The 20,154-nt window shown below is 63.2% G+C and carries 21 protein-coding genes; 9 read left to right on the top strand and 12 right to left on the bottom strand.

The window, feature by feature from the left end:
* Nucleotides 1-176 precede the first annotated feature (176 nt).
* Nucleotides 177-512, top strand: coding sequence for a flagellar hook-basal body complex protein FliE (gene fliE / locus D0901_RS01235; RefSeq protein ID WP_129138468.1), 336 nt, complete (start codon nucleotides 177-179; stop codon nucleotides 510-512).
* 327 nt (nucleotides 513-839) lie between these two features.
* Here the strand turns inward: fliE and D0901_RS01230 are convergent, their stop codons facing one another.
* The 8 genes from D0901_RS01230 to D0901_RS01195 form a co-directional block, all read right to left on the bottom strand.
* Nucleotides 840-3,620: a sensor domain-containing phosphodiesterase gene (locus D0901_RS01230; RefSeq protein WP_129138467.1), complete on the bottom strand. Its 2,781-nt coding sequence runs from the start codon at nucleotides 3,618-3,620 to the stop codon at nucleotides 840-842.
* 8 nt (nucleotides 3,621-3,628) lie between these two features.
* A complete protein-coding gene (locus D0901_RS01225) occupies nucleotides 3,629-4,006 on the bottom strand; it encodes a flagellar protein FlaG (RefSeq protein WP_129138466.1) in 378 nt (125 codons plus the stop codon).
* Between the two features lie 198 nt (nucleotides 4,007-4,204).
* Nucleotides 4,205-4,756, bottom strand: coding sequence for a FlgO family outer membrane protein (locus D0901_RS01220; protein ID WP_129138465.1), 552 nt, complete (start codon nucleotides 4,754-4,756; stop codon nucleotides 4,205-4,207).
* Between the two features lie 11 nt (nucleotides 4,757-4,767).
* Nucleotides 4,768-5,427, bottom strand: a complete 660-nt coding sequence (locus tag D0901_RS01215) for a hypothetical protein (RefSeq protein WP_129138464.1) — start codon at nucleotides 5,425-5,427, stop codon at nucleotides 4,768-4,770.
* 374 nt (nucleotides 5,428-5,801) lie between these two features.
* Nucleotides 5,802-6,632, bottom strand: coding sequence for a hypothetical protein (locus D0901_RS01210; protein ID WP_129138463.1), 831 nt, complete (start codon nucleotides 6,630-6,632; stop codon nucleotides 5,802-5,804).
* Entirely contained in the window at nucleotides 6,632-7,219 is a 588-nt protein-coding gene (locus D0901_RS01205; protein WP_129138462.1) for an acyltransferase, read from the bottom strand. Before D0901_RS01205 ends, D0901_RS01210 begins: the two co-directional genes overlap by 1 nt.
* Before the next feature lie 51 nt (nucleotides 7,220-7,270).
* Nucleotides 7,271-10,162, bottom strand: a complete 2,892-nt coding sequence (locus tag D0901_RS01200) for an O-linked N-acetylglucosamine transferase, SPINDLY family protein (RefSeq protein ID WP_162500795.1) — start codon at nucleotides 10,160-10,162, stop codon at nucleotides 7,271-7,273.
* A gap of 208 nt (nucleotides 10,163-10,370) precedes the next feature.
* Complete coding sequence (locus tag D0901_RS01195; protein ID WP_129138460.1) at nucleotides 10,371-11,558, bottom strand: FliC/FljB family flagellin; 1,188 nt, start codon at nucleotides 11,556-11,558, stop codon at nucleotides 10,371-10,373.
* Nucleotides 11,559-11,853: 295 nt separating this feature from the next.
* Between D0901_RS01195 and D0901_RS01190 the strand changes: the two genes are divergently transcribed.
* Genes D0901_RS01190 through D0901_RS01180 form a run of 3 tightly spaced genes read left to right on the top strand, consistent with a single transcriptional unit; the run spans nucleotide 11,854 to nucleotide 12,901 of the window.
* Nucleotides 11,854-12,093 carry a DUF2835 family protein gene (locus D0901_RS01190; protein ID WP_233440318.1) on the top strand — a complete coding sequence of 80 codons (240 nt, stop codon included), beginning with the start codon at nucleotides 11,854-11,856 and terminating at the stop codon, nucleotides 12,091-12,093.
* Nucleotides 12,094-12,140: 47 nt separating this feature from the next.
* Nucleotides 12,141-12,560 (top strand): nucleotidyltransferase substrate binding protein, encoded by a 420-nt coding sequence (locus D0901_RS01185; RefSeq protein WP_129138459.1) that lies wholly within the window; start codon nucleotides 12,141-12,143, stop codon nucleotides 12,558-12,560.
* Nucleotides 12,557-12,901 carry a nucleotidyltransferase domain-containing protein gene (locus D0901_RS01180; protein WP_233440317.1) on the top strand — a complete coding sequence of 115 codons (345 nt, stop codon included), beginning with the start codon at nucleotides 12,557-12,559 and terminating at the stop codon, nucleotides 12,899-12,901. Before D0901_RS01185 ends, D0901_RS01180 begins: the two co-directional genes overlap by 4 nt.
* Before the next feature lies 1 nt (nucleotide 12,902).
* Here the strand turns inward: D0901_RS01180 and D0901_RS01175 are convergent, their stop codons facing one another.
* The 4 genes from D0901_RS01175 to D0901_RS01160 all read right to left on the bottom strand — a co-directional run bounded on the left by D0901_RS01175 (nucleotide 12,903) and on the right by D0901_RS01160 (nucleotide 16,076).
* A complete protein-coding gene (locus tag D0901_RS01175; RefSeq protein ID WP_129138458.1) occupies nucleotides 12,903-13,946 on the bottom strand; it encodes an asparaginase in 1,044 nt (347 codons plus the stop codon).
* 133 nt (nucleotides 13,947-14,079) lie between these two features.
* Nucleotides 14,080-14,592, bottom strand: a complete 513-nt coding sequence (locus D0901_RS01170; protein ID WP_129138457.1) for a hypothetical protein — start codon at nucleotides 14,590-14,592, stop codon at nucleotides 14,080-14,082.
* Nucleotides 14,593-14,892: 300 nt separating this feature from the next.
* Nucleotides 14,893-15,507 (bottom strand): CBS domain-containing protein, encoded by a 615-nt coding sequence (locus D0901_RS01165; protein WP_129138456.1) that lies wholly within the window; start codon nucleotides 15,505-15,507, stop codon nucleotides 14,893-14,895.
* A gap of 65 nt (nucleotides 15,508-15,572) precedes the next feature.
* Complete coding sequence (locus D0901_RS01160) at nucleotides 15,573-16,076, bottom strand: hypothetical protein (RefSeq protein WP_129138455.1); 504 nt, start codon at nucleotides 16,074-16,076, stop codon at nucleotides 15,573-15,575.
* A 236-nt stretch (nucleotides 16,077-16,312) separates the two neighbouring features.
* Between D0901_RS01160 and fliD the strand changes: the two genes are divergently transcribed.
* From fliD to D0901_RS01135, 5 genes are read left to right on the top strand one after another with little or no spacing between them, the layout of a single operon-like run.
* Nucleotides 16,313-17,719: a flagellar filament capping protein FliD gene (gene fliD / locus D0901_RS01155; RefSeq protein ID WP_129138454.1), complete on the top strand. Its 1,407-nt coding sequence runs from the start codon at nucleotides 16,313-16,315 to the stop codon at nucleotides 17,717-17,719.
* 18 nt (nucleotides 17,720-17,737) lie between these two features.
* A complete protein-coding gene (fliS, locus tag D0901_RS01150) occupies nucleotides 17,738-18,133 on the top strand; it encodes a flagellar export chaperone FliS (RefSeq protein WP_129138453.1) in 396 nt (131 codons plus the stop codon).
* A gap of 6 nt (nucleotides 18,134-18,139) precedes the next feature.
* Complete coding sequence (gene fliT / locus D0901_RS01145; protein WP_129138452.1) at nucleotides 18,140-18,502, top strand: flagellar protein FliT; 363 nt, start codon at nucleotides 18,140-18,142, stop codon at nucleotides 18,500-18,502.
* On the top strand, nucleotides 18,499-19,674 hold the full coding sequence (fliK, locus tag D0901_RS01140; protein ID WP_129138451.1) for a flagellar hook-length control protein FliK: 1,176 nt from the start codon (nucleotides 18,499-18,501) through the stop codon (nucleotides 19,672-19,674). Before fliT ends, fliK begins: the two co-directional genes overlap by 4 nt.
* Nucleotides 19,675-19,688: 14 nt before the next feature.
* A complete protein-coding gene (locus tag D0901_RS01135; RefSeq protein ID WP_129138450.1) occupies nucleotides 19,689-19,973 on the top strand; it encodes an EscU/YscU/HrcU family type III secretion system export apparatus switch protein in 285 nt (94 codons plus the stop codon).
* Nucleotides 19,974-20,154: the final 181 nt, after the last annotated feature.

Genomic DNA, 20,154 nt, shown 5'->3' with positions numbered 1-20,154 from the left:
TTCAAGGTCGAAAACCCCGGCCGCGAGGACGGTCGTGTGATGGGGGCCATTATCCGGAGCCGCTGTCAGCCTAAAGGCGAGAAAAGCCCGATTTTTGCGCGTCATTTGGTGCCATGGCCCTGGCTCGGTGCTTGGTAGGCTTGCCATCACCCAATCCTTATGCGAGAGGAATTGCCATGAGTAGCACTCCTGCCATGCAGGCGGCACTCCAACAGATGCAGAGCCTGGCCACGCAGGCCGGCGCCGCGCAGGAGGCCCGAGGGCAGCAGGTGGCCACCAGCGTGGGGCAGGGCGGCTTCGCCGATGCCCTGCAATCCTCGGTCGAGCGCATCAATCGCCTGCAGAAGAAAGCCGACGCCGGTATCAAGGCCTTCGAGGCCGGCGAGCCGGGTGTCGCCTTGAACGACGTGATGGTCGACATGCAGAAGTCCAGCATCGGCTTTCAGATGGGCGTGCAGGTGCGCAATCGCCTGGTGACCGCCTACAAGGACATCATGAACATGCAGGTGTAAGTCGCCGGCGGCTGGTGTGGCCTGGAAGCGAACTCATGGGTCATGAAACGACCTGCATGCCATCAGGCCACCGCCGTCGGGAATGCATTCCTCTCGCCTACGTGGCATGCGGCATCGGAGGGGACAGGTGGGAGCGAGCTTGTTCGCGATAAAACGACCTGCATGCCATCAGGCTCACCGTCGTCGGGAATGAATCCCCTCCCACGGAAGCGGATGGATTGACGCTACGCGCACCGTCGTCGGCAAAGGCTATCCTGCCAATCGACCGATGGTGTCTGGTGGAGGGGCGATTTCTTCTCGATCAGGATCCCGCGATAACGCGGGGTCTCATTGAAACGGCGATTCGATGACCAGTTCGGGCCCCGGGCGACCCAGCAGGTAGCCCTGGGCCCGCGTGCATTGCAGGCGGCGCAGAAAGTCGAGCTGGGCCGGTGTCTCGATGCCCTCGGCGCAGACGCGACGGCCGAAGCCCCGGCACAGCGTCAGCAGCGATTCGACGATGGCTCGGTCCTCGGTGGAACTTGGCAGGCCGGCGATGAAGGACTTGTCGATCTTCACCGTGTCGAACGGGAACTGCTTGAGATGCGACAGCGACGAGAAACCGGTGCCGAAATCGTCGAGAGCGATGGCGATCGACTGCTGGTGCAGGGCATCGAGTTGCTGTTCCACGCGCAGCGGGGACTGGATCAGGGCGGTTTCGGTGACTTCGAGTTCGAGTACCGAGGTCGGCAGTCGCCGTACCCGCAGGGCTTCGGCGACGAAGTCGGCGAAGTTTCGGTCGTCCATCAACTGCACGGCACTGACGTTGATACTCACGAAGAAGCCGTCGGCAAGCCGCTCGCGCTCTGCCGCCACGGTGTCCAGGCTACGTTCGACGATCCAGCGACCCACCTCGACCATCAGACCGCTGTCCTCGAGGATGGGAATGAAGACGTCGGGGCCCACCACCCCGAGATCGGCATCGTGCCAGCGCAGCAGCACTTCCGCGCCGCACGGGCGTGACAGATCGTCCAGGTTCCATTGCGGCTGGAAGTTGAGAAGAAAGTCCCCGCGCTTGAAAGCGCCGGCCAGTCGCCGCTCGATGACATCGTCGCGGCTGGCTTCATCGAGCATGCCGGTGAGGTATTGTCGAAAGCGGTTGCGCCCGCTGCGCTTGGCGCGCACCAGCGCCGCGTTGGCGCGCCGCAGCAATTCCTCGGCCGGGATGTCGTCCTGCCAGTCGGTGGCGACACCGGCGCTGACCGTCAACTGCAAGCCATCGATGGCGTTGAAACGATGATTCTCGACGGCCTGCCGCCAGCGATCGGCGAGTTCGAGGGCCTTGCGGGTATTGTTGACCCGCAGGCTGACGGCGAACTCGTCGCTGCCCAGGCGTCCAAGCAGTGCCTGCGGATACTTGCGGAGCAGTTGATTCAGTTGTTGCGCCAACTCTTTCAGGATGGCGTCGCCCTGCTGGGTGCCATGGGCGTCATTGATGCGCCGAAAGCGGTCGATCCCGAAAATGACCACCATGTGCAGCCGCTGGGTATCGTCGGCAGCCGCGGCGCGCTGCTCGACGGCGCGCAGAAAGCCGGAGCGGTTGAGCTGGTGGGTGAGCGCGTCGTGATGGGTGATCCAGTCGATCTCGCGCTGGGCCTTGAGGGTCTCGCGAAGATCGCGAGCGACGATGATGTAGTGGGTGCGTCCGGTGGCGTGGTGGCTGATGCGCTGTACCACGGCCTGTACCGGCAGACCGCTGCCATCGCGGCAGCGCAGGGTGGTGTCGAGGCGCAGGGACGTGACGTCGCCGGCCAGCGAGGCCAGGCGGTTGTTCATCGAATCGACATCGAACGCCTCGTTCAGCGTGCTGGCCGGCAGGGCCAGAAGCTCGGTCTCGGGGTAGCCGAGCTGGGCCAGGGCGCCCTGGTTGCAATAACTCAACCGGCGCGTCTGCTCGTCGACGATCAGGATCAGATCGAGGGTGGCATCCAGGGTGGCACGAAATTCCTCGAGTCTGGCCTGTAGCGAGGCACGTTGCTGGGCATCCTGATGGGCGCGGACGAGGCGTCCGCCCAGCGCCTGCAACGGGGCGAGCTCGTCGATCAGGCTTGCCTCGGGCAATGACGCCAGATTGGCGATGAGCAACAGGCCGTTGCGTCGGTCATTGCGCAGGAAGGGCACGATCAGGACGTTGTCCAGCCGGGGGTGGCCGGGCGGCAGCTTGGCCTGGTTCAGCGCGGTGAGGTCTGCCTCGTCGAGGAACTGCACGGCACGACGGCTGAGTCGGCCGCGGCTCACCGTGTCGAGGCGTTCCAGGCACAACCGTCGGCCGCTTTGCAGAAAGAATTCCTGGATGGCGGGCGAGGTCTCCACGCTGGACAAGCCGAGTATCTTCAGCGTGCCGCGGCCCTCGTCGCCGGGTTCGAGACTGCCGACCAGGCCGTACTCCCCCTTCACATGGTCGAGCAGTTCATCCAGCAACTCGGAAAGCACCACACGCGGGGTATCGCCGGCGACATGGCGACGCTCGCTGTGGCGAAGCAGTTCCGGAACGAATGGCGGGCGAGTGATATAGCGCTGGTGACCCTCGGCGATGGCGTGCGAGGCAGCGGTCTCGACGCCGCGTGTGATCTCGAGGCTCGTCAGTCGCGCGAGACCCTCGAGGGTCTCGCGTTCGCAGTCACTCAGCGTGCGAGGCCGCTCGTCGAGAAGGCAGAAGGTCCCGAGTATCATCTCGTCGGGGCCCTGGATGGGCACTCCGGCATAGAAACGGAGAAAGGGCGTGTCGCTGACCGACGGGCTGTCGGCGAAACGCGGGTCCTGGCTGGCATCCTCGATGACCACCAGCGCTTCCCTTGCCAGGGTGTGGGCGCAGAACGAGCTCTTGGCCGCGATCTCGCGCAGCGGCGTGCCGCAGGCGGACTTGAACCACAGGCGCTGACCATCCAGCAGGGTGATCAAGGCAACCGGTACGTCGAAGACCCGGCAGGCCAGCCGCGTCAGGCTGTCGAAACGTTCTTCGCTCGCCGTGTCGAGCAGTCCGGTCGCCTCGAGCGCTGCACGTCGCCGGGGGTGTCGTGCCCAGGCGTCGAACGTGCTGCCGATGTCGTGTAACGTCGGGGGTGTCATTGCCGGTGTCAGGCTTCCAGATGGATCAGGCGGCCCTGCATTTCCGCCAGGCTCCTGGCGATCCGCAGCACTTCCTCGCTGGGGATCTGGCGAATCGTGTCGCCGCTCTCCCGGTCGACGATGCGCGTTATCACGCGGCTGTCGTACTCCTGAATTTCGAACTCGACCCCATAGTTACGCATCACGGCATTGATGCGTTGCACCGGCTCGGCCAGGTCGCTCTGGGTGGCGGCGCTGGTCTGGCTGCTTTCCTCGGTGGTCTCGTCTTCCTGCGGTGCCAGATGCGCCAGCACGCGCTCGAGCCGCTGCTGCGGCGTCGTCGAAACGGAGGGCGACGCCGAGGAAGCGGCAGCGGCGGTCGTCGAATCGGCTAGCGGAGTGCTCATTGGCAAGGCCTCATGCAGGTGAACGGGGACCATCACGTGGTGATTGTTTTCCTTTATCGAGGGCTGTCTCTGCTGTCCTTCATCGCGCAAAGCATGGCGTCGGCAATCCTTCGACAAAAAACCGGGGCGGACCGTCCGCCTGACCTGTCTTCGTTATCGGCCCCTGGCTCGACAACTTGAGGCGAGTGGCGGCGTGCGCTACCACTGAGCCGGCAACATGGCCCGAGTGTTGTAGTCCAGCGGAATCTGCAGGCTGGAGGCGCCGAGGATGGCATTGTCGCGGGTGCGCACCAGGCGCACGTTGACGTAGGCCATACTCTGACCGCGAGCATAGGTCCCCACCAGAATCGCCTGGGCATCGTGCGAGACCGAGAGACGGCGAATGTCCCGCGACAGCACCAGTTCGCCTCGGCGCTCCTCGATGAACAGGCTGTCGCGCATCTTGACCTCGATCATCGGCAATCCGGCGCGCGCCAGGTACGAGGCGAACGTTTCCGAGAGGATGCGGCCGAAAGTCGACGACACGCGCAGGTCGTCGATATCGACGAAGGAGGCCGCCACCACCGGCTGGCTCGGGTCCAGCCCATGGGTGTTGGCGAGCAGGTCATCGACGGCGTGCTGGACCAGGCGAGGGACATCGATGTCATCGCCACCATTGACGACCTGACCATCCGACGAGGTCGCGCAGCCGCTGACCAGCGGCATGATCGATAAGGCAGCAAGCAGCAAGAGGGATCTGAGTGGCGACATGAACGGTGTCCTTACCAGCTATCGGTGACGGGCAGTGGCTTGGAAGCGGCATACTGCCCTGCATCGCCACCGTTGATGTAATAGATGTGCGACGAGGAGTACAGGATGCGACCGTCTTCGGTGACCTGAGTGGTGATCACGATCTCCTGATTGCTGAGGCGTTCCCAGCTGCCGCTGAACAGGTCCACCAGCGCCGCGCCGGGGATCAGCGCGAGTGTCGGCTCGCCCCAGTGATTGATGGGCATCGTCGCCACGGCGATGCCCGAGGCCAGCGCCGTCCACATGCCCTGCGGCGCGCGGACGACGTCGCGGTCCGTGTGCTCGACGAGCCGTACCCGGTAATTCACCTGGGCGGCATTGATCGGGTCGGTGCGAACCAGGGCGCCATTGGCTACCAGTTGGCTGGTCAGCAGGTCCTGGAAACTCCTGGCGAAGGTGGAGTTTTCGCCGGTGGCGTTGATGAACAGCGATTTGCCGCGCAAGGCGCGGCTGCGCAGCATGCCGGCTGCTTCGTACTCGGCCAGCACGTCCCAGTGATGGGCCGCCTGCATGGTCCGCTGCTCGCTGTAGGGGTAGGTGGTCGCCATCGGCGCCTGGCTGGTATTGACGGCAAAGCAGCCGCTGAGCAGCCATGCACTGCCGGCGCTGGCGAATAACAATCTGCGTACCATGGGCGAGCCTTGTTTACAGGGAGTTGGCCGACACTGTGTTCGCGAGCGCTGAAAGTGTCGTTTCAGGCATCTATCGGCAGATAACGCGCAAGCTTTACCTCGAGTCGCCATGTCGGGTCATCGATGCGGCTGAGCGGGACGTGGAAGCGTCCCGTCTCGAGGTGCGTCCGGGCCCCTTGCGGGACCCGTGCTTCTCTGTGTCCTCGATATCTGGTAGCGGCAATGCGGTCAGGTAGGGCAAGTCGGGGCATGAGGCTGAACATTCCCTGTCCATTGCCGTGTTTCGGTTGGCTCCGACGGCCGGGTCGTGCATGGCCCCTGGTGTCCAGACGAGACCTCTCCGAGTGCCGGACATGAAAAAGATTTCGAGAATGTCAGTCGGAAAAGCCGAAGGCCGCTTTGACTGACCCGTCCATGAAGCGGGAATTGAGGGCCTTCTCGATGACAACGGGCCTGTAGTAGGCAATTCTGTCCAGCACGGCGATCTCCTCTTCGTCGAGTGATGCCGGTAGTGACGCCTTGCTCGATGAGCTGTTGGGGTTGTGATGCTTGGCCTTGATGGCATCGTGCTGCTTCTTGGCGGCATCCTCGTTGCCGATGCTCAGGCCGAATGTGGCTCCAACGCTCTTCAGGAAGTCAAAGTCGTGGAAGTCGCCAGAGGCGGCCCAGCGGTAGCACGAGCAATCCTGGCCATCATAGATGTCAGCGGCCTGTAGCTGCCTGGCGAAGGCGTCCAGGACCCCCCAGTAACAGAGTTGATAATCGCTGAGGCTGTCGGGCGAATAGATCGGCAAGCTGTCAGGGACGCTGGGGTCCGCGGAAAAGTGCTGACCCATCTTTGTCCGCATCGGGGTGCTACCTCTCTGGAAGAGGCTGGTTGCGGTTTTTCTGAAATTCCTGTTCAGGAGGACCAGGTTGGGGGTGATACCCATTCGCAGCAAAGGGATGAAGAAGCCCTTGCCGAAGACATTGCTGGTTTCCACATAATTGGCTTCCCGAATCCCATCGATATGCGACAGCTTCTGCTTCAGGAAGTCGATGGCATGGCGTGGGTCCTGCTTGACGAGAGGGAGGTGGTTCGCATAGTTCGGCTCCGGCTCGTGGACGGAAAGAGTGTCCTCGAAAACCTTGAATGCCTCGGTCAGGAAGGTCGTCCCGGTGCGGCCGTGCGTGATCGTGAAAGTCAGGTTCTTGGTGGTGACCATTACAACGCGTCTCCATCGATCGTCTTGACCGGTTTCGCCGGGCGGCCGGCGACGATGGTGTTGTCGGCGACATCCCCCGTGACGAGGCTGCCGGCGGCCACGACGGCATTCTTGCCGATTACTGCCGGGCCCAGCACCGTCACCCCGGACCCCATCCAGACGCCTTCCTTGACATGAATGTCGCGACCTTCGTCGGGAACGGCCTTCAGCCTTTCCATACCCGTCTTGCGATAGTCATGGGTCCCCGTGAGAAGCATGCACCGATGCCCGAAGAAACAATGCTCGTCGATGGTGACATGCCCCGAGCGCGTGTTGACGAGCAGGTCGTTGACCGAAATCGTCGCCCTGTCCAGATGAACGCGCGACTTGTCGCCCCATATTCTGAGCTGTTTCAACTCATGGTCGGCAATGAACGGCATCAGCAGCTTCGCCAGGACATTCAGGTCCTGTTTTCGGGCAGTCCTCAGCAACTGCAGGAATTGGCTTTCCATGCCGTTATCCGAAACGGCTGGAGCCGCCGCGGCCGGTGTATTGCGATGTGCGGCTGGAGTATTCGTTGGCGTCGATGAATCGATGATCGGAATCATGGGCAATCTCTTTAGCGGATGGTGGCGTTCGTTGTTTTCATTCGCTACCGGTCAATGTTGCGATAGGAGGCGATCGATTTCATGACTGATCGTATCCTCCCGATGGGGCGGCCTGGTCACCTCATTGGCGGCGCTGCTAGGCATGTCACGAGGTACTGGGGTGTTTTCTCGCAAGCTCGTCAGATAGCGATCGGCGGTAGCGTCATCCACGTATTGCAGGATTTTGTACGATAGGTCTCGGATGCCATACGCTGTGTGCAGGATGAATGACAGCTTCAACAAGTGGCTGTCATCCAATGCCTCCAGCCGTTCGCGAGTCGGTAGAAAGATGGCCTCCGCACTGACCAGCTCCGTGGCCTGATGCAGTGTTTCCTGCGCCACACTATCCGCCGCGCTTCGATGGCGGGGGTGATGCAGGCGGTAGAGCCGGAATCCATGCCGACTCCCCCAATGCTGCAACTCGGCCAGGTTGGGCTGGCGTTCGTGGGTTGGCTGAAAGGCGACCCTGGCCTGAATCAGCAAGGTGTCACGTAGCGCGGCTTCACCCTGGTCGAGAATTGTCGCGCTGTCGTTGCGTGCATCCAGAACCAGCCAGTCGATGCTCCGCAGTCCCTCGATCCTGTCCAGCGCCACCGTGCCAAGGGAGAGGCGTGTCAGTACCTTGCGACCCTGCAGTACCGTATCCGGCTGGTCGGTGTCGTCCAGAGGGGCAAGAGAACCGCTCATCGCGGGATCGAGACAGGCATGCAGGGTGGCCGGCTGGCCATCGCCGAGGGTGACGTTCGGGTAGTAATGCACGCCGTCGTGATGCTTGAGAGAACCCTCGGCGGCATCGCCGGTCGGGTCGAAGGCAATGAGTTCGAGGCTGCCCGTGGCAAGCATCTGACCAATCGTGTCGCTCTCCAGCAATCGGCCACCGTTGTCGATGGCAACGATCTTGCCGTCGAGCCGCCAGTGGAAACCTTCCTCGTGTCGCGAGGATTGGGGAGGCTCGAGGTCGAGGGGTTGGCCGTCGTCCTCGAACCAGGCCCGACTGTGCTTGTCGAAGGTCAGCGCCTCGGGGGCCTTGCCCGCGCAGTGGCGTTGCCAGATGGCACGCATGGCCATGGTGAAATGGCCGGCGAAGCGGCGTGCGTCGCAGGCCGGCGACTCGAGGAGGACCTGACGCAGGTGGCTGCGGATGGTGGCGAGGCTGTCGAGATCGCTGGCGAGTTCCAGGACCCGGGCGCGATATTCCTCCCAGGAGGTGACGACGAGTTCGGGCATGCCGGCGTTGACCAGGTGCGTGGCGCTGTGGCGGCCGGCAAAGGTGGGGCCGGGCAGGCTGACCACCGGCACGCCCATCAGGAAGGCCTCGCAGGTGGTCAGGCCCCCCGAGTAGGGCCAGGGGTCGAGGGCGATGTCGACGCGATTGTAGGCATCGAGCAGTTCGGCATGGGGTGAGGGGCCTTCGATGCGGATGCGCTCGCGCTGGATACCGTGCTGGCCCAGCGTGTCGAAAATCTGTTGGCAGCGCTCGTCGCTCTGATACTGCATGCTCTTCAAGTAGAGGCGCGAGCCCGGGACGGCCTGCATCAGGGTCGCCCATTCGCCGAGCAGCACGTCGTTGAGCTTGGTGGCGTTATTGAAGCAACCGAAGGTGATATAGCCGTTGCGGCGTGCGGGGAGTTCGCCGACATCGGGCTCGTAACCGCCGGGTGGGTCATAGCAGATGTAATCGTCCGGCAGCCGGATCAGCTTTTCCACGTAGTCGCCATCGACGCCTGCCGGCGTCTCGATGGCATCGCTGATCAGATAGTCGATGGCTTCGACGCCGGTGGTGTTGATCAGGCCCCCCACCCACTTGACCACCAGCGGTGCCGGCTTCATTGCCACGGCGAGCACACGGTTGCCGGAGTTGTGGCCGGCCAGGTCGATGAGGATGTCGATCTCGTCGCGTTCTATCTGGTCGGCCACATCGGTATCGGCCAAGTGCTGGACGCTCATCCAGCGCTCGGCGATTGCCTTGAGTCGTGCAGTGATACCGTCATCGACATTGTTCGTACTGTAGAAATGCAGTGCGATCTGCTCCTTGGGTGCCCACTCGAGCGCCGAGGTGATCATGCGGCCCACGGGATGGCCACGGAAGCCATCTGAGATCAGGCCGATGCGCAGTCGCTTTGCCGGGTCCTTGTGAGTATCGACTCGGCGCCGGGTCACCTGCGGTGAGAACAGGGTATTCCATCGCCGGCTAAGGGCGTTGATCTCGGCGCCGGTCTTGTCAGGGTGATAATGGTGGGCCGTGATCAGGTTGGAAAAGGGGCCCGGTGCAGAGGGACGATTTCGTTGCGCATGACGATAACTCTCGACGGCGGCGTCGAGATCGCCCATTTCCATCTGAACGTTGCCCAGGTTGTTCCAGGAGAGGAATTCGTCGGGCGCCATTTTGGCAGCGCGCGTCAACACCTCCCGCGCGCGCGCGTATTCGAAACGCTTGGCGAGGACGTTGCCCAGAGTGTTCAGGTTGTTGACGTCGTTCGGTGCCTGTTGGAAGGCCTTGTCGGCGTGTGTGACCGCGGCGTCGAATTTCGCCTGGGTATAGTAGATGTAACCCAGGTAGTTGTGGGCCTTGGCATATGTCGGGTTCAGTTCGACGGCACGTTTGAGGTTGTCGATGGCATCATCGACATCGCCGAGACGATGCTTGACCTGACCCTGAAGCGCGAGAATTTCCGGGTCTTCGGGGGTCAACGCCAGGGCATGATTCAATGCGTTCAGTGCTTCCTGGTGTTGCCCCTCGGAAGACAAGTGGGCCCCCAGTTGTTTCCAGCCGAGCGGATTGTTCGGCTCTCGCTGGGTCAACGCCCTGGCCTTGGCCAGTGGCATGGAAGTCACCAGGGATTCCAGGGTATGACGGCCGGTCGTGGATCGTGGCCGTGCTTGCTGCTTGCGCTTCTTCGACATCGTGAGGGGTCCCATGCAACCGGAGGCTCGATGGTCTCTAGCCTAACCGCTAGCCGGGGCCGTCAAAGAAGCGAAAAGCCGCGGAAGATGGGGCCAACTGGAGGTTCGGGGAGGTATAGGGATGCTCAAACAAAGCAGGCTCCCCCGAGGGGGAGCCTGATTCTTGCCGATGGTGACCGCTAGTGGGTCATGCCGTGGCGGGTACCGCTTAGCCCAGCAGGGAGAGGGCGCTCTGCGGGATCTGGTTGGCCTGGGCGAGGACGGAAGTACCGGCCTGCTGCAGGATCTGCGCACGGGTCATGTTGCTGACCTCGGTGGCGTAGTCGGCGTCTTCGATGCGAGAGCGTGCGGCCGACAGGTTGGTCTCGTTGGTGGACAGGTTGGTGATCGCAGACTCGAAGCGGTTCTGGATGGCACCCAGGTCGGAGCGAAGGTCATCGACCTGCTTGAGGGCGGAATCCAGCGCGCTCAGCGGTTCTGAGGTGGAACCGGTCAGCAGGTCCTTGGCGCCCAGATCGGTACCGTCGACCGTGTAGGCGGCAGTAGTGTTGCCGGTGGACACGGCGGCTTCGGACGGATCCAGGGCCACCTGGAAGGTCACGGCGGTACCGGAGGTCGCTTCGATGCCCTGCAGCTGCAGCGCCTTGGCTTCGGCGTTGGACTGCGCGGTCAGGGTAGCGCTGACGTACCAGTTGCCATCGTCGTCGACCTGAGCGGTGCCGGAGGTCGCGACGGCTGCTGCAGACACACCGAGGTTGGTGGCCAGATCGGCACTGAAGTCGCTGACGGTGTTGCTGGTCACGCCGGTGCCAGTACCGTAGGCATCGGTGTAGTCGCTGGCAGTGGCTGCGCCGAGGTTGGCGCCCGGGCCGTTGACGTTGAAGCCGTCCAGGCTCAGGGTCTTGGAGTTGATCTCCTGGAGGCTGATGTCGATGGTTTCGCCATCGTTGGCACCGACCTGGATGGAGAGCGACTGGTCGTCGGAGAGGACCTTGACGCCGTTGAAGTTGGTCTGCTCGGAGATGCGGTCGATCTCGGTCAGACGCTGGTCGATTTCCGCCTGGATGGAAGCCAGGTCGTCGGCGTTGTTGGTGCCGTTCTGGGCCTGAACGCTCAGCTCACGAATACGCTGCAGGTTGTCGTTGACCTGGTTCAGGGCGCCTTCGGTGGTCTGGGCGACGGAGATACCGTCGTTGGCGTTACGCTGTGCCTGAGAAAGGCCGGTGATCTGGCTGCTCATGCGGTTGGCGATGGCCTGACCGGCGGCGTCGTCCTTGGCGCTGTTGATGCGCAGACCGGAAGACAGACGCTCCATGGAGGTGGTCAGGTCGCTCTTGGAACTGTTCAGGTTCTGCTGAGCGATCATTGAAGTGATGTTGGTATTGATAACGGACATCGTCGTTCCTTCCTTTCTTAGGGGGCTCGAGCGGTGAGCCGGACTTCCGGTCTTTCCACCGCAACGGCACCGTTGGCCGTTACCCCTGTTATCGACGCTTGACGGGATAGCTTTAGGGACTTGTGCGATTTTTTTGTGGGCGGGGCAGCAAGGCGGCTGTTCGGGGCATTGTCGCGAACGCCGTCGTTCCCACGATACTGCGGGCTGCGGGCTGCGGGCTGCGGGCTGCGGGCTGCGGGCTGCGGGCTGCGGGCGCGATACGGTTGGGGTACTATCGCGGCTTTCCCGATGCGTGATGAGTATCGACGTGCCGAGCATCGACATCGTCCTGGAACTCACTGCCGAGCAGTGCCTGACCCATTACCAGGGAGCCGCACAATGGGTGCATGCGCGTAGCGTGACCGGCAAGAAAGTCACCTTCCCCGCCCGGGCGTTGCGGCGCATCGTCGGTCCCGACGGGGTGCACGGGATCTATCGGCTGCGGTTCAGCGAAGAAGGGCGGTTCGAGGCGTTGATTCCGCTGAGGATGCGCTGAGTTTGTGGCAAGCTGGGGCAAATGGACTGAAAACCGCAGGAGAGGCTATGCCGGAGCTCGATGTGCGCTGGGTGCAGCGTCTGAAAAATTTCGAGAAGGCCCTGGCGCAACTGGATGACGCCGTGCGACTCATGGGTGAGCGTCCGCTGTCCAGCCTCGAGAAGCAGGGAGTGATTCAGGCCTTTGAGTACACCTACGAGCTGGCCTGGAACACGCTCAAGGATTATCTGGTCTGGCAGGGCATCGAGTCGATCGTCGGGTCGCGGGACACCATCCGCGAAGCGTTCTCACTCGGGCTGATCGAGGAGGGTGACGCCTGGATGGGTATGCTGGTCGATCGTAACCGGACGTCGCACACTTACAATGAAAAGACGGCCGACGATATTCTCGTCAATATACAGCATTCCCATCACGCCAACCTGAGAGCGCTACGGGAAACGTTGAGTGCATTGAGGAGCAAGGCGTGATCCGGGGATATGAGCAAACCCTGGGCGGCATTGGGTTGAGCGTGGAGGATCAGTCACGCATCAGACGGGTGCTGGCCAGCGTGGCTTCGCTGGATTCGGCGATTCTGTATGGCTCCCGGGCCAAGGGCACTTATCGGCATGGTTCGGACATCGATCTGACCTTGAAGGGCGAGAGGCTCACTTGGAAAGACCTTCAGTATCTGGAACTGGCATTGGACGACCTGCTGTTGCCCTATCTCTTTGACCTGTCAATTTACGCCCAGATCGACAATCCCGACCTCGTTAGACATATCCAGCGAGTGGGTAGGCCTTTCTATCGCCGGGATTCTTCGGGATCCTGAGTCAACGCTCGCCGACCAGCGACGTCAAAAAGCGTTGACGTCGCTCGGCCTCGCTCAGTGGCTGGGCCAGCAGATGGACCAGCTTGGTGATGGCGGCTTCGGGGGTCATGGCGTCGCCGCTCATGACGCCGGCATCGAGTAGCCCCTGGCCGGCGGCATAGGTGCCGATCGCCACCGGGCCGTGTGGACACTGGCTGATCGCCGCCAGTAACTTGCCCTCGCCGCTGGCGCGGGCGAGCACTTCCAGCAACGCCGGGTCGTCGGGAATGTTGCCACTGCCCCAGACTTCGAGCAGCCCTGCGTGGATGCCGTCGTCCAGCAGCCAGCGTTCCAGCAGGCGCGTCGATAGTCCGGGCCAGAGCGCGATACGTGCCACCGGGGATTCACGCGAGCCGCCGTCGTTCGTCAATTCGAAGCGCGGCAGGCCGCGCTGCTGGTCGTCGAGCCCGCGGGCGGCATACAGAATCGCCTGGCCAGCGACCATTTCTCCCAGCAGCGGATAGTTGGGGCTGGCGAAGCCGTCGACGGCATGGGTGTCCCACTTGCGGGTACGCACGCCGCGCAGCAACTTGCCGGCAAAACAGACTGCGATTTCCTGTAGCGCGGGCAGTGCCGCGAAGCGCAGCGCGGCCTCCAGATTGGCGAGGGCATCGCTGTCGTCTGCTTCCAGCGGTTTCTGGGAACCGGTGACGACGACCGGCCGGTCGATGCCTTGCAACTGGTAGGCGAGGCTCGAGGCCGTCCAGGCCAGGGTGTCCGTGCCGTGGATGACGACGAAACCGGCGTAGCGCTGCTCGGCATAGGCGTCGGCGAGTTCGCGAGCCAGACTCTGCCAGTCGAGCGGGGTTGCGGCGCTGGAGTCGATGGGGGTGGCGGCTTCCCGAACCTCGAACGACGGCAGCGATGCCTGCCGGGCGGGGGGCAGGCCGGTCAGCGCTTGCTGGATGCGACGGGCGATATCGCCGCCGGGGACGAGCCCCCGGGGGCTCTCGACCATGCCGAAGGTGCCGCCGGTATAGAGGATGAGCAGGGGGGCTTCGGTCATGGGGCGCTCCGCGTCGTCGATGGGGGAGGCGCGATGATAACCAAAAGCGCCGCATCGCCGATACCGAATGTCGGTCTCGGCGCCGGCGCGAGCGGGGCCAGGGCAGTCTCGGTTCGCCAGAGCCCGGGAGGTCTCAATCGTCGCTTTCGCGGTCTGAGCGCCGGGGGGCGTCGGAGGGGGCTGTCGTCAGCGATTGCAGGCCATAAAACCGCGAGGCTGGGTGGGGTGATTGCGCCTTGGCACGTATGCCGCTGACGTCCTCGATACTGACCCAGCGGGTCTGCCCGTCGAGTCGGCTGGGCTGGATCGTCAGGGGGCCGGTGTGTAGCCAGCAGCGTTGTGGCGTCCAGGCGATGTGCCACTGCCGGTTTCGCCACCGGGCGGTACGTTCGTCGACCAGATCGAGGGATGTGTCGGGAATCAGGGCCGCGAATTGAGCGGCATTGAGAATCTGGCCGTTTTCCCGCATGCGCACGGCGCCATGGAAGGTGTCTGCCTCAAGGGCGGCCATCAGTTCGGCGGCCGTGCCTTTCGTCTCGATCGTCGCCTGGCCACAGAGATGCAGCAGATCTTCGTCGATCTGCTTGACGGCCCACACGGAAATGTCGGGCTTGCGCTTGCGTTTGAACCAGTTGCCTAACGCCAACGAATCATTTCCTTGTTGATGGCAGGTCGTACCCGAGCGCGGCATCGCGTCTCTCGTCGGTATCCGGTCCATGTTATAAGCCTGGAACGCCGTATTCCAGCGGTAACCGGTTTTCGTTCGCGCGACACCGCATAATGGAGGCATCGCGCAACCGGTAGACGAAGTGAGCTTCTCCGGCGGCAGGGCGTCGCGAGGGCGCTGTGAACCCCTCCCTGGGTGCTACCTTTGCCATCCATGGCAAAGGACCCTCGCTTTGCCCTGCCACCGGCGCTCATTATCCGAGGGTTTGGAAATGCATTCTTAAATCTCGTGGCCGAGAATCACCTTGCAGATGGTGGCGAAGTTGCGCGCCTCCGGCGGCCGATCCAGGGTGATGCCCAGGGCGCGGCCCACGTCGGCCGCCGAAATCAACCCGCGCACGCACTGAACGCCCTGTTCGTTCTTCTCGGTGATCAGCAGGTGCTGGTCGCCGAAGGCCTCGAGTGCCTTGACCAGCTCACCGACGGTGATCTTCTCGAGACGGGACAGCGGCAGGGCGTGCAGTTCCTGGCGGGGCGTCTGGACCATTTCCACCGTGACCTCGGAGCGCTCGACCTGGTGGCGGTGCATGGCGAGGGTGACGCGGCGTCCGCCGATCAGCTCGCGGGCGTTGACCACCCCGGTGAGCTGTCCCGTCGCATTGAGCACGAAGAGCAGGCGGACACCGCCCTGTTTCATGATTTCCAGGGCCTGGGTGATCGAGTGCGACGCAGGGATCGTGAAGGCGCCGGTATACGCGAAATCGGTCAGCAGGGCACGCGCCGGGCTGTCGACGTCGAGACTGGCCACGGTCGTGGGCCGGCGGATCGTCACCTGGGGATCGAGTGATTCGAGCGGCAGGGCAAGACCTGCAATCTGCGGTGAAGCCGTATTCATGAAGAGCTCCTTGTTCAGGGGGGGGCGCAAAGGCCGGAATGTGACATCGCCAGCCGTACCTCTCGCTACTTCAGGTAGCGAGTCAGGTCACCGCGCACGCTATCCAGAAAGGTGACGAAGTGCGTGTCGCGGTCATCGTCATGACGGTCGATACGGCAACCGAGGGTCATGTCGCGTTGGACCAGAATTTCATCGAAAATCTCCAGGGTGACCTTGTAAGCCGACGCCTGGTCGGGGGCGATGGTCCCCGTTTCCAGCGTGAACCCCTCGAGCAGCGTGGCGCGAACGCGGGTGGTGCCACCTTCGGCGAGAACGCGACGCACCAGTAGCCAGCCCTCGCAGGCGGCGACGTCACCGGTCTCCCGCCGACGGCGGAACAGGGTGCGATAACAGGCGCTTTCCGAGGCACTCTTTTCCGCCATGCTGCGGTAGCCTTGGGTGACCCGCGATGCCATGGCGCCGGATTCGGCAAGCTTGCGCAACGCGGCCCGGTGTTCGCGCTCCAGTTGGTCCTGACGCTGAAAGCGCTGCCAGCGTTGGTAGTCGGCGAAGAGCGTAGTCGCGTCCATGGGGGTCCTTGGTTCTGGTATGTGTTCGTCATGCGGACAAGGCTGTTGCCCGCCGAGTCCCATGATGGCGCAGGCCGTGGCCCTTGACCAGCCGCTAGCGACTCGGGTGCCCCGGCGGGCTAAAGTTCACGGTTCAACGGCCGATAGCGTGAAGTAGTCACCAAACATCGGCCTTTTCGCCCGCTCAGCCTGGGTGTTCGGTTGGTATAAAGGTCGCACGGGTTAGGGAGCCAAGCATGGCAAGCATTTCTTCACTGGGGATTGGGTCCGGCCTGGATCTCAATGGCCTGCTGGATCAGCTGAAGTCGTCGGAGCGTCAGCAACTGGCGCCGATCACCAAGCAGCAGTCCAGTTACAAGGCCAAGATTTCCGCGTTCGGCAAGCTCGAGTCGGCGCTGGACAAGTTCCAGCAGGCCGCCGCCAAGCTGAAGGAGGCCGATACCTATCAGGCCGTGTCGGTCAACGTCACCGGCGAAAAGGGGCCTTCGGCGAGCGCGGGCAAGTCCGCGGTGCCCGGCAGCTACCAGGTTCACGTGACGGCCATGGCCCAGGGCCATTCCCTGTCCAGCGTCTCGATCGCCGACAAGACGGCGGCCGTGGGGGCCGGTACTTTCACGATCAGCCAGGCCGGTGCCGACGACATTAAGGTGGACGTGTCGGGGGGCGACTCCCTGGAGGACCTGCGCGATGCGGTCAACGACGCCGATGGCGGCGTCTCGGCCTCGATCATCAACGATGGCAGCGGCTATCGGCTCGTTCTGAGCTCCAAGGATACCGGGGCCGAGTCGACAATGAGCGTTTCGATGGTGGCCGGCGACGGCAGCACCGACGATCGTTTCACGTTCGATCCGGCGACCTTCGATCCGAACGCCAATGACGGCTCCAACGGCATGATCCAGACCGTCGAGGCCCAGGATGCCCAGCTGACGGTCAACAACATCGCGATCACCAGTGCTTCGAACCACGTCGAGGAGTCCATTCAAGGCGTCGCGATCGACATCACCCAGGAAAGCGTGGGCAGTGACTCGACGGTGACCGTGTCGCGGGACGAGTCGACGATCAAGAAGGACGTGCAGTCGTTCGTCGATGCCTACAACTCGCTGCAGTCGACAATCGGCGGCTTGACCGCTTTCAACAGTGAAACCGGGGTCGCGGGTCAGTTGCTCGGCGACAGTTCGTTGCGCAACGTGGAAACCCAGTTGCGCCGCACGATGAGCGGGGCGGTGGAAGGCGGTGAGTTCAGCATGCTCTCGGACATCGGCGTCGAGTTGCAGCTGGACGGCACCCTCAAGGTCGACGACGACAAGCTCGACGGCGCGATCTCGGACAACCTCGGTTCGCTTCAGGACTTTTTCGTCGGCAGTGGCGATGAAGCGTCCGGCCTGGCGGTTCAGCTCGACGACACCTTGTCAACGCTCCTCGACGATGACGGTGTCATCGATACGGCCACCACGGGCTATCAGGATCGCATCGACCGGCTGAACGAACGTTACGACGCCATGGAAAGTCGCATCGATGCCACCGTCGAGCGTTACCGCAAGCAATTCGCGGACATGGACTCCATGGTGGCGCAGATGAATTCGACGATGAGTTACCTGTCGCAGCAATTCCAGGCCATGAACGCTCGAACGAGCTCGAACTGAACATAGGGGAACAACGTCATGAGTGCGCTGCGCGGTGCCAATGCCTATGCACGGGTGGGGGTCGAGACCGGCGTGATGTCGGCCAGTCCTCACCAGCTGATCGTCATGTTGTTCGAGGGCGCGCAGAGTGCCTTGCGGGCGGCTCGGCTGCATCTGCAGGAGGGCAACATGGCCGAAAAGGGCAAATCGCTCTCCAAGGCGATCGATATCGTCAACAATGGGCTGGCAGCAGCCCTGGATCACGACAAGGGTGGCGAGATCGCCGCCAACCTGGCGTCGCTTTACGACTATGTGGTGCGCTTGCTCATGCAGGCCAATCTGCACAATGACGAGAAGCGAATCGACGAAGCAGCGCGTCTGCTCGAAGACATCGGAACGGCCTGGCGCGAGATCGCACCCCAGGCAAGGAGTTGACCCTGAATGATGGCGGCTAGCGAAGTGCTGGCGGGTTACGAGCAGCTACTCCAGCGCTCATCGGCCATGCTCGAATTGGCGCGTGGCGGTGACTGGCCTGAGTTGGTTGCCGAAGAGTCCGCCTATGTGACCGCCGTGGAGACGCTCAAGCGCCTCGAGGCGGATTGCCGGCTGGGCGAGACCGAGGCACAGCGCAAGGCGGAACTGCTCGAGCGGATTCTCGAACAGGACGTCGAGACGCGGCGCCGCCTGGAAAGCCGCCGCGATGAACTCAGCGCATTGATCGGCAATACCCGGCGGAGTCAGGACGCCAATCGTGCCTATCGCGATGGCGGGCAAGCGTTGCCGTTTCGTCAGGGGCACGAGTGAGTGGTGTCATCACGCCGCTGATCGACACGCTGCTGCATCAGGTCCTGGGCAAGCGTGGCGAGGCACCGGTCTTTCGCGACATGCCGCAGCCGGTCAAGCCGATGGCGCCGGGTTCGGCGCCGAGGGCCGTGCATAGCGATTCGCGGCTCGAGTCGGGGCGAGCCGGGGCTGCGGTCGCGCAGCCCCGGCTCGTTCCTGATGGAGAAGGGCGACCCGCCACGGCGGGATCGCCCTTGTTGCCATCATCGACCGCCACTCACTTCAGTCCGGCGGCGCGCACCATCGCCGATGTCCTGCTCAAGTTCCCGGCTCCGCCATCGGTCCTCACCACGTCCACGCCGCTGGTCACCGACCCCGCGTCGGTATCGGCTTCCCAGGTGGCCAACCGCCTTCAGGGGAGCATCGCAAGCAGCGGCCTGTTCTACGAATCCCACCTGGCAAGCTGGTTTCGCGGTAACCTGACGCGCGGCGATCTTCTGCGCGAACCCCAGATGCAATTCGCTCCGCCGCCGGCGGCGCACAAGGGCAATGCTCGACCCGCCGGCCCGTTATTGACGCCGACGAACGAGCAGGCGGCAGCGCCGCGGTCCGGCGCCCCTGCGCTGGCCAATGCCACCTTCAGACCGGTCGCCGTGCCGGTGGGGACGGTCACCGGTGATGCGGGCACGCTGGCATCTCTCGACCTCGACACGGCTGACGTGGACACCCGTCAGGGCCCGGTTGCCGCGCGTGCCGACGACGCTCTCCAGCACCTGGTACGTCATCAACTGGAATTGCTGGTCACGCCGACGTTGCGCTGGGAGGGGGACGTCTGGTCGGGTCTGTTTATGGCGCTCGCCCTGCATATGCCCGCGGGTCTGGAGGAGCGTGAGCCCCGGCAAGGTGACGGTTCTCAGCAAGGCGAGGAAGAGCTGGTCTGGCACAGCGAGATGACCCTGCGCCTGCGGCGGCTCGGGGAGTTGGATGTACAACTGCGCCTGCGTGACCGAGCGGTGTCGCTCGAGATACGCGCTGACGATGCCGCGACGCTGGACTCCCTGCGGGACGGCAAGGCGGCGTTCGAGTCACGGTTGCGCCGCTGCGGTCTCGACGAGGTACGCGTCGATGTGCTGCCCGCCGTTGCGTCGCGTGACGAGGCAGCGGGGGACGAGAACCGGGAGCGCCACTCATGAAGGATCACAGGTCGATGGATTCCCGCCGCCAGGCGGTGGCCTTGGCTTACCAGGAGGGCGACAAGGCACCGCAGGTCGTCGCCAAGGGGTACGGCGAGCTGGCCGAGCGGATCGTTGCCGAGGCGCGTCGCCAGGGAATCTTCGTCCACGATGCGCCCGAGCTGGTGGGGCTTTTGATGCAGGTGGATCTCGATGCACGGATCCCACCGGTCCTCTATCAGGTCGTCGCCGAACTGCTGGTCTGGGTTTACGGCCTGGAGCAGCAGGCCGAGGACGGCCCGGCCTCGGCGAATCGTTGAACCCTGCCTGCGGTTTTTAACGAAGTCATTTCACGCCACGTCGCTTCTTTTCATGGGTTAACCCGTCGCAGGTTCGAAAAATCTTTGACGACATGGGGTTAACATTTCATTACTGATGTGGATCAGGTTTTCTGCGTCGCGTCTGAGTTTTCTGAACCGGCAGGTTGAAGTTCGTCATAAA

The sequence above is a fragment of the Modicisalibacter coralii genome (genome assembly GCF_004117855.1).
Taxonomy (GTDB): domain Bacteria; phylum Pseudomonadota; class Gammaproteobacteria; order Pseudomonadales; family Halomonadaceae; genus Modicisalibacter; species Modicisalibacter coralii.
The sequence above is the reverse complement of the archived record's forward strand: the minus strand, read 5'-3'. Positions and strand labels throughout refer to the sequence as shown.

Coding starts and splice junctions, on each gene's coding strand:
- fliE (WP_129138468.1), top strand. CDS start 177: ATGAGTAGCACTCCTGCCATGCAGGCGGCACTCCAACAGATGCAGAGC.
- D0901_RS01230 (WP_129138467.1), bottom strand. CDS start 3,620: ATGACACCCCCGACGTTACACGACATCGGCAGCACGTTCGACGCCTGG.
- D0901_RS01225 (WP_129138466.1), bottom strand. CDS start 4,006: ATGAGCACTCCGCTAGCCGATTCGACGACCGCCGCTGCCGCTTCCTCG.
- D0901_RS01220 (WP_129138465.1), bottom strand. CDS start 4,756: ATGTCGCCACTCAGATCCCTCTTGCTGCTTGCTGCCTTATCGATCATG.
- D0901_RS01215 (WP_129138464.1), bottom strand. CDS start 5,427: ATGGTACGCAGATTGTTATTCGCCAGCGCCGGCAGTGCATGGCTGCTC.
- D0901_RS01210 (WP_129138463.1), bottom strand. CDS start 6,632: ATGGTCACCACCAAGAACCTGACTTTCACGATCACGCACGGCCGCACC.
- D0901_RS01205 (WP_129138462.1), bottom strand. CDS start 7,219: ATGATTCCGATCATCGATTCATCGACGCCAACGAATACTCCAGCCGCA.
- D0901_RS01200 (WP_162500795.1), bottom strand. CDS start 10,162: ATGTCGAAGAAGCGCAAGCAGCAAGCACGGCCACGATCCACGACCGGC.
- D0901_RS01195 (WP_129138460.1), bottom strand. CDS start 11,558: ATGTCCGTTATCAATACCAACATCACTTCAATGATCGCTCAGCAGAAC.
- D0901_RS01190 (WP_233440318.1), top strand. CDS start 11,854: ATGAGTATCGACGTGCCGAGCATCGACATCGTCCTGGAACTCACTGCC.
- D0901_RS01185 (WP_129138459.1), top strand. CDS start 12,141: ATGCCGGAGCTCGATGTGCGCTGGGTGCAGCGTCTGAAAAATTTCGAG.
- D0901_RS01175 (WP_129138458.1), bottom strand. CDS start 13,946: ATGACCGAAGCCCCCCTGCTCATCCTCTATACCGGCGGCACCTTCGGC.
- D0901_RS01165 (WP_129138456.1), bottom strand. CDS start 15,507: ATGAATACGGCTTCACCGCAGATTGCAGGTCTTGCCCTGCCGCTCGAA.
- D0901_RS01160 (WP_129138455.1), bottom strand. CDS start 16,076: ATGGACGCGACTACGCTCTTCGCCGACTACCAACGCTGGCAGCGCTTT.
- fliD (WP_129138454.1), top strand. CDS start 16,313: ATGGCAAGCATTTCTTCACTGGGGATTGGGTCCGGCCTGGATCTCAAT.
- fliS (WP_129138453.1), top strand. CDS start 17,738: ATGAGTGCGCTGCGCGGTGCCAATGCCTATGCACGGGTGGGGGTCGAG.
- fliT (WP_129138452.1), top strand. CDS start 18,140: ATGATGGCGGCTAGCGAAGTGCTGGCGGGTTACGAGCAGCTACTCCAG.
- D0901_RS01135 (WP_129138450.1), top strand. CDS start 19,689: ATGGATTCCCGCCGCCAGGCGGTGGCCTTGGCTTACCAGGAGGGCGAC.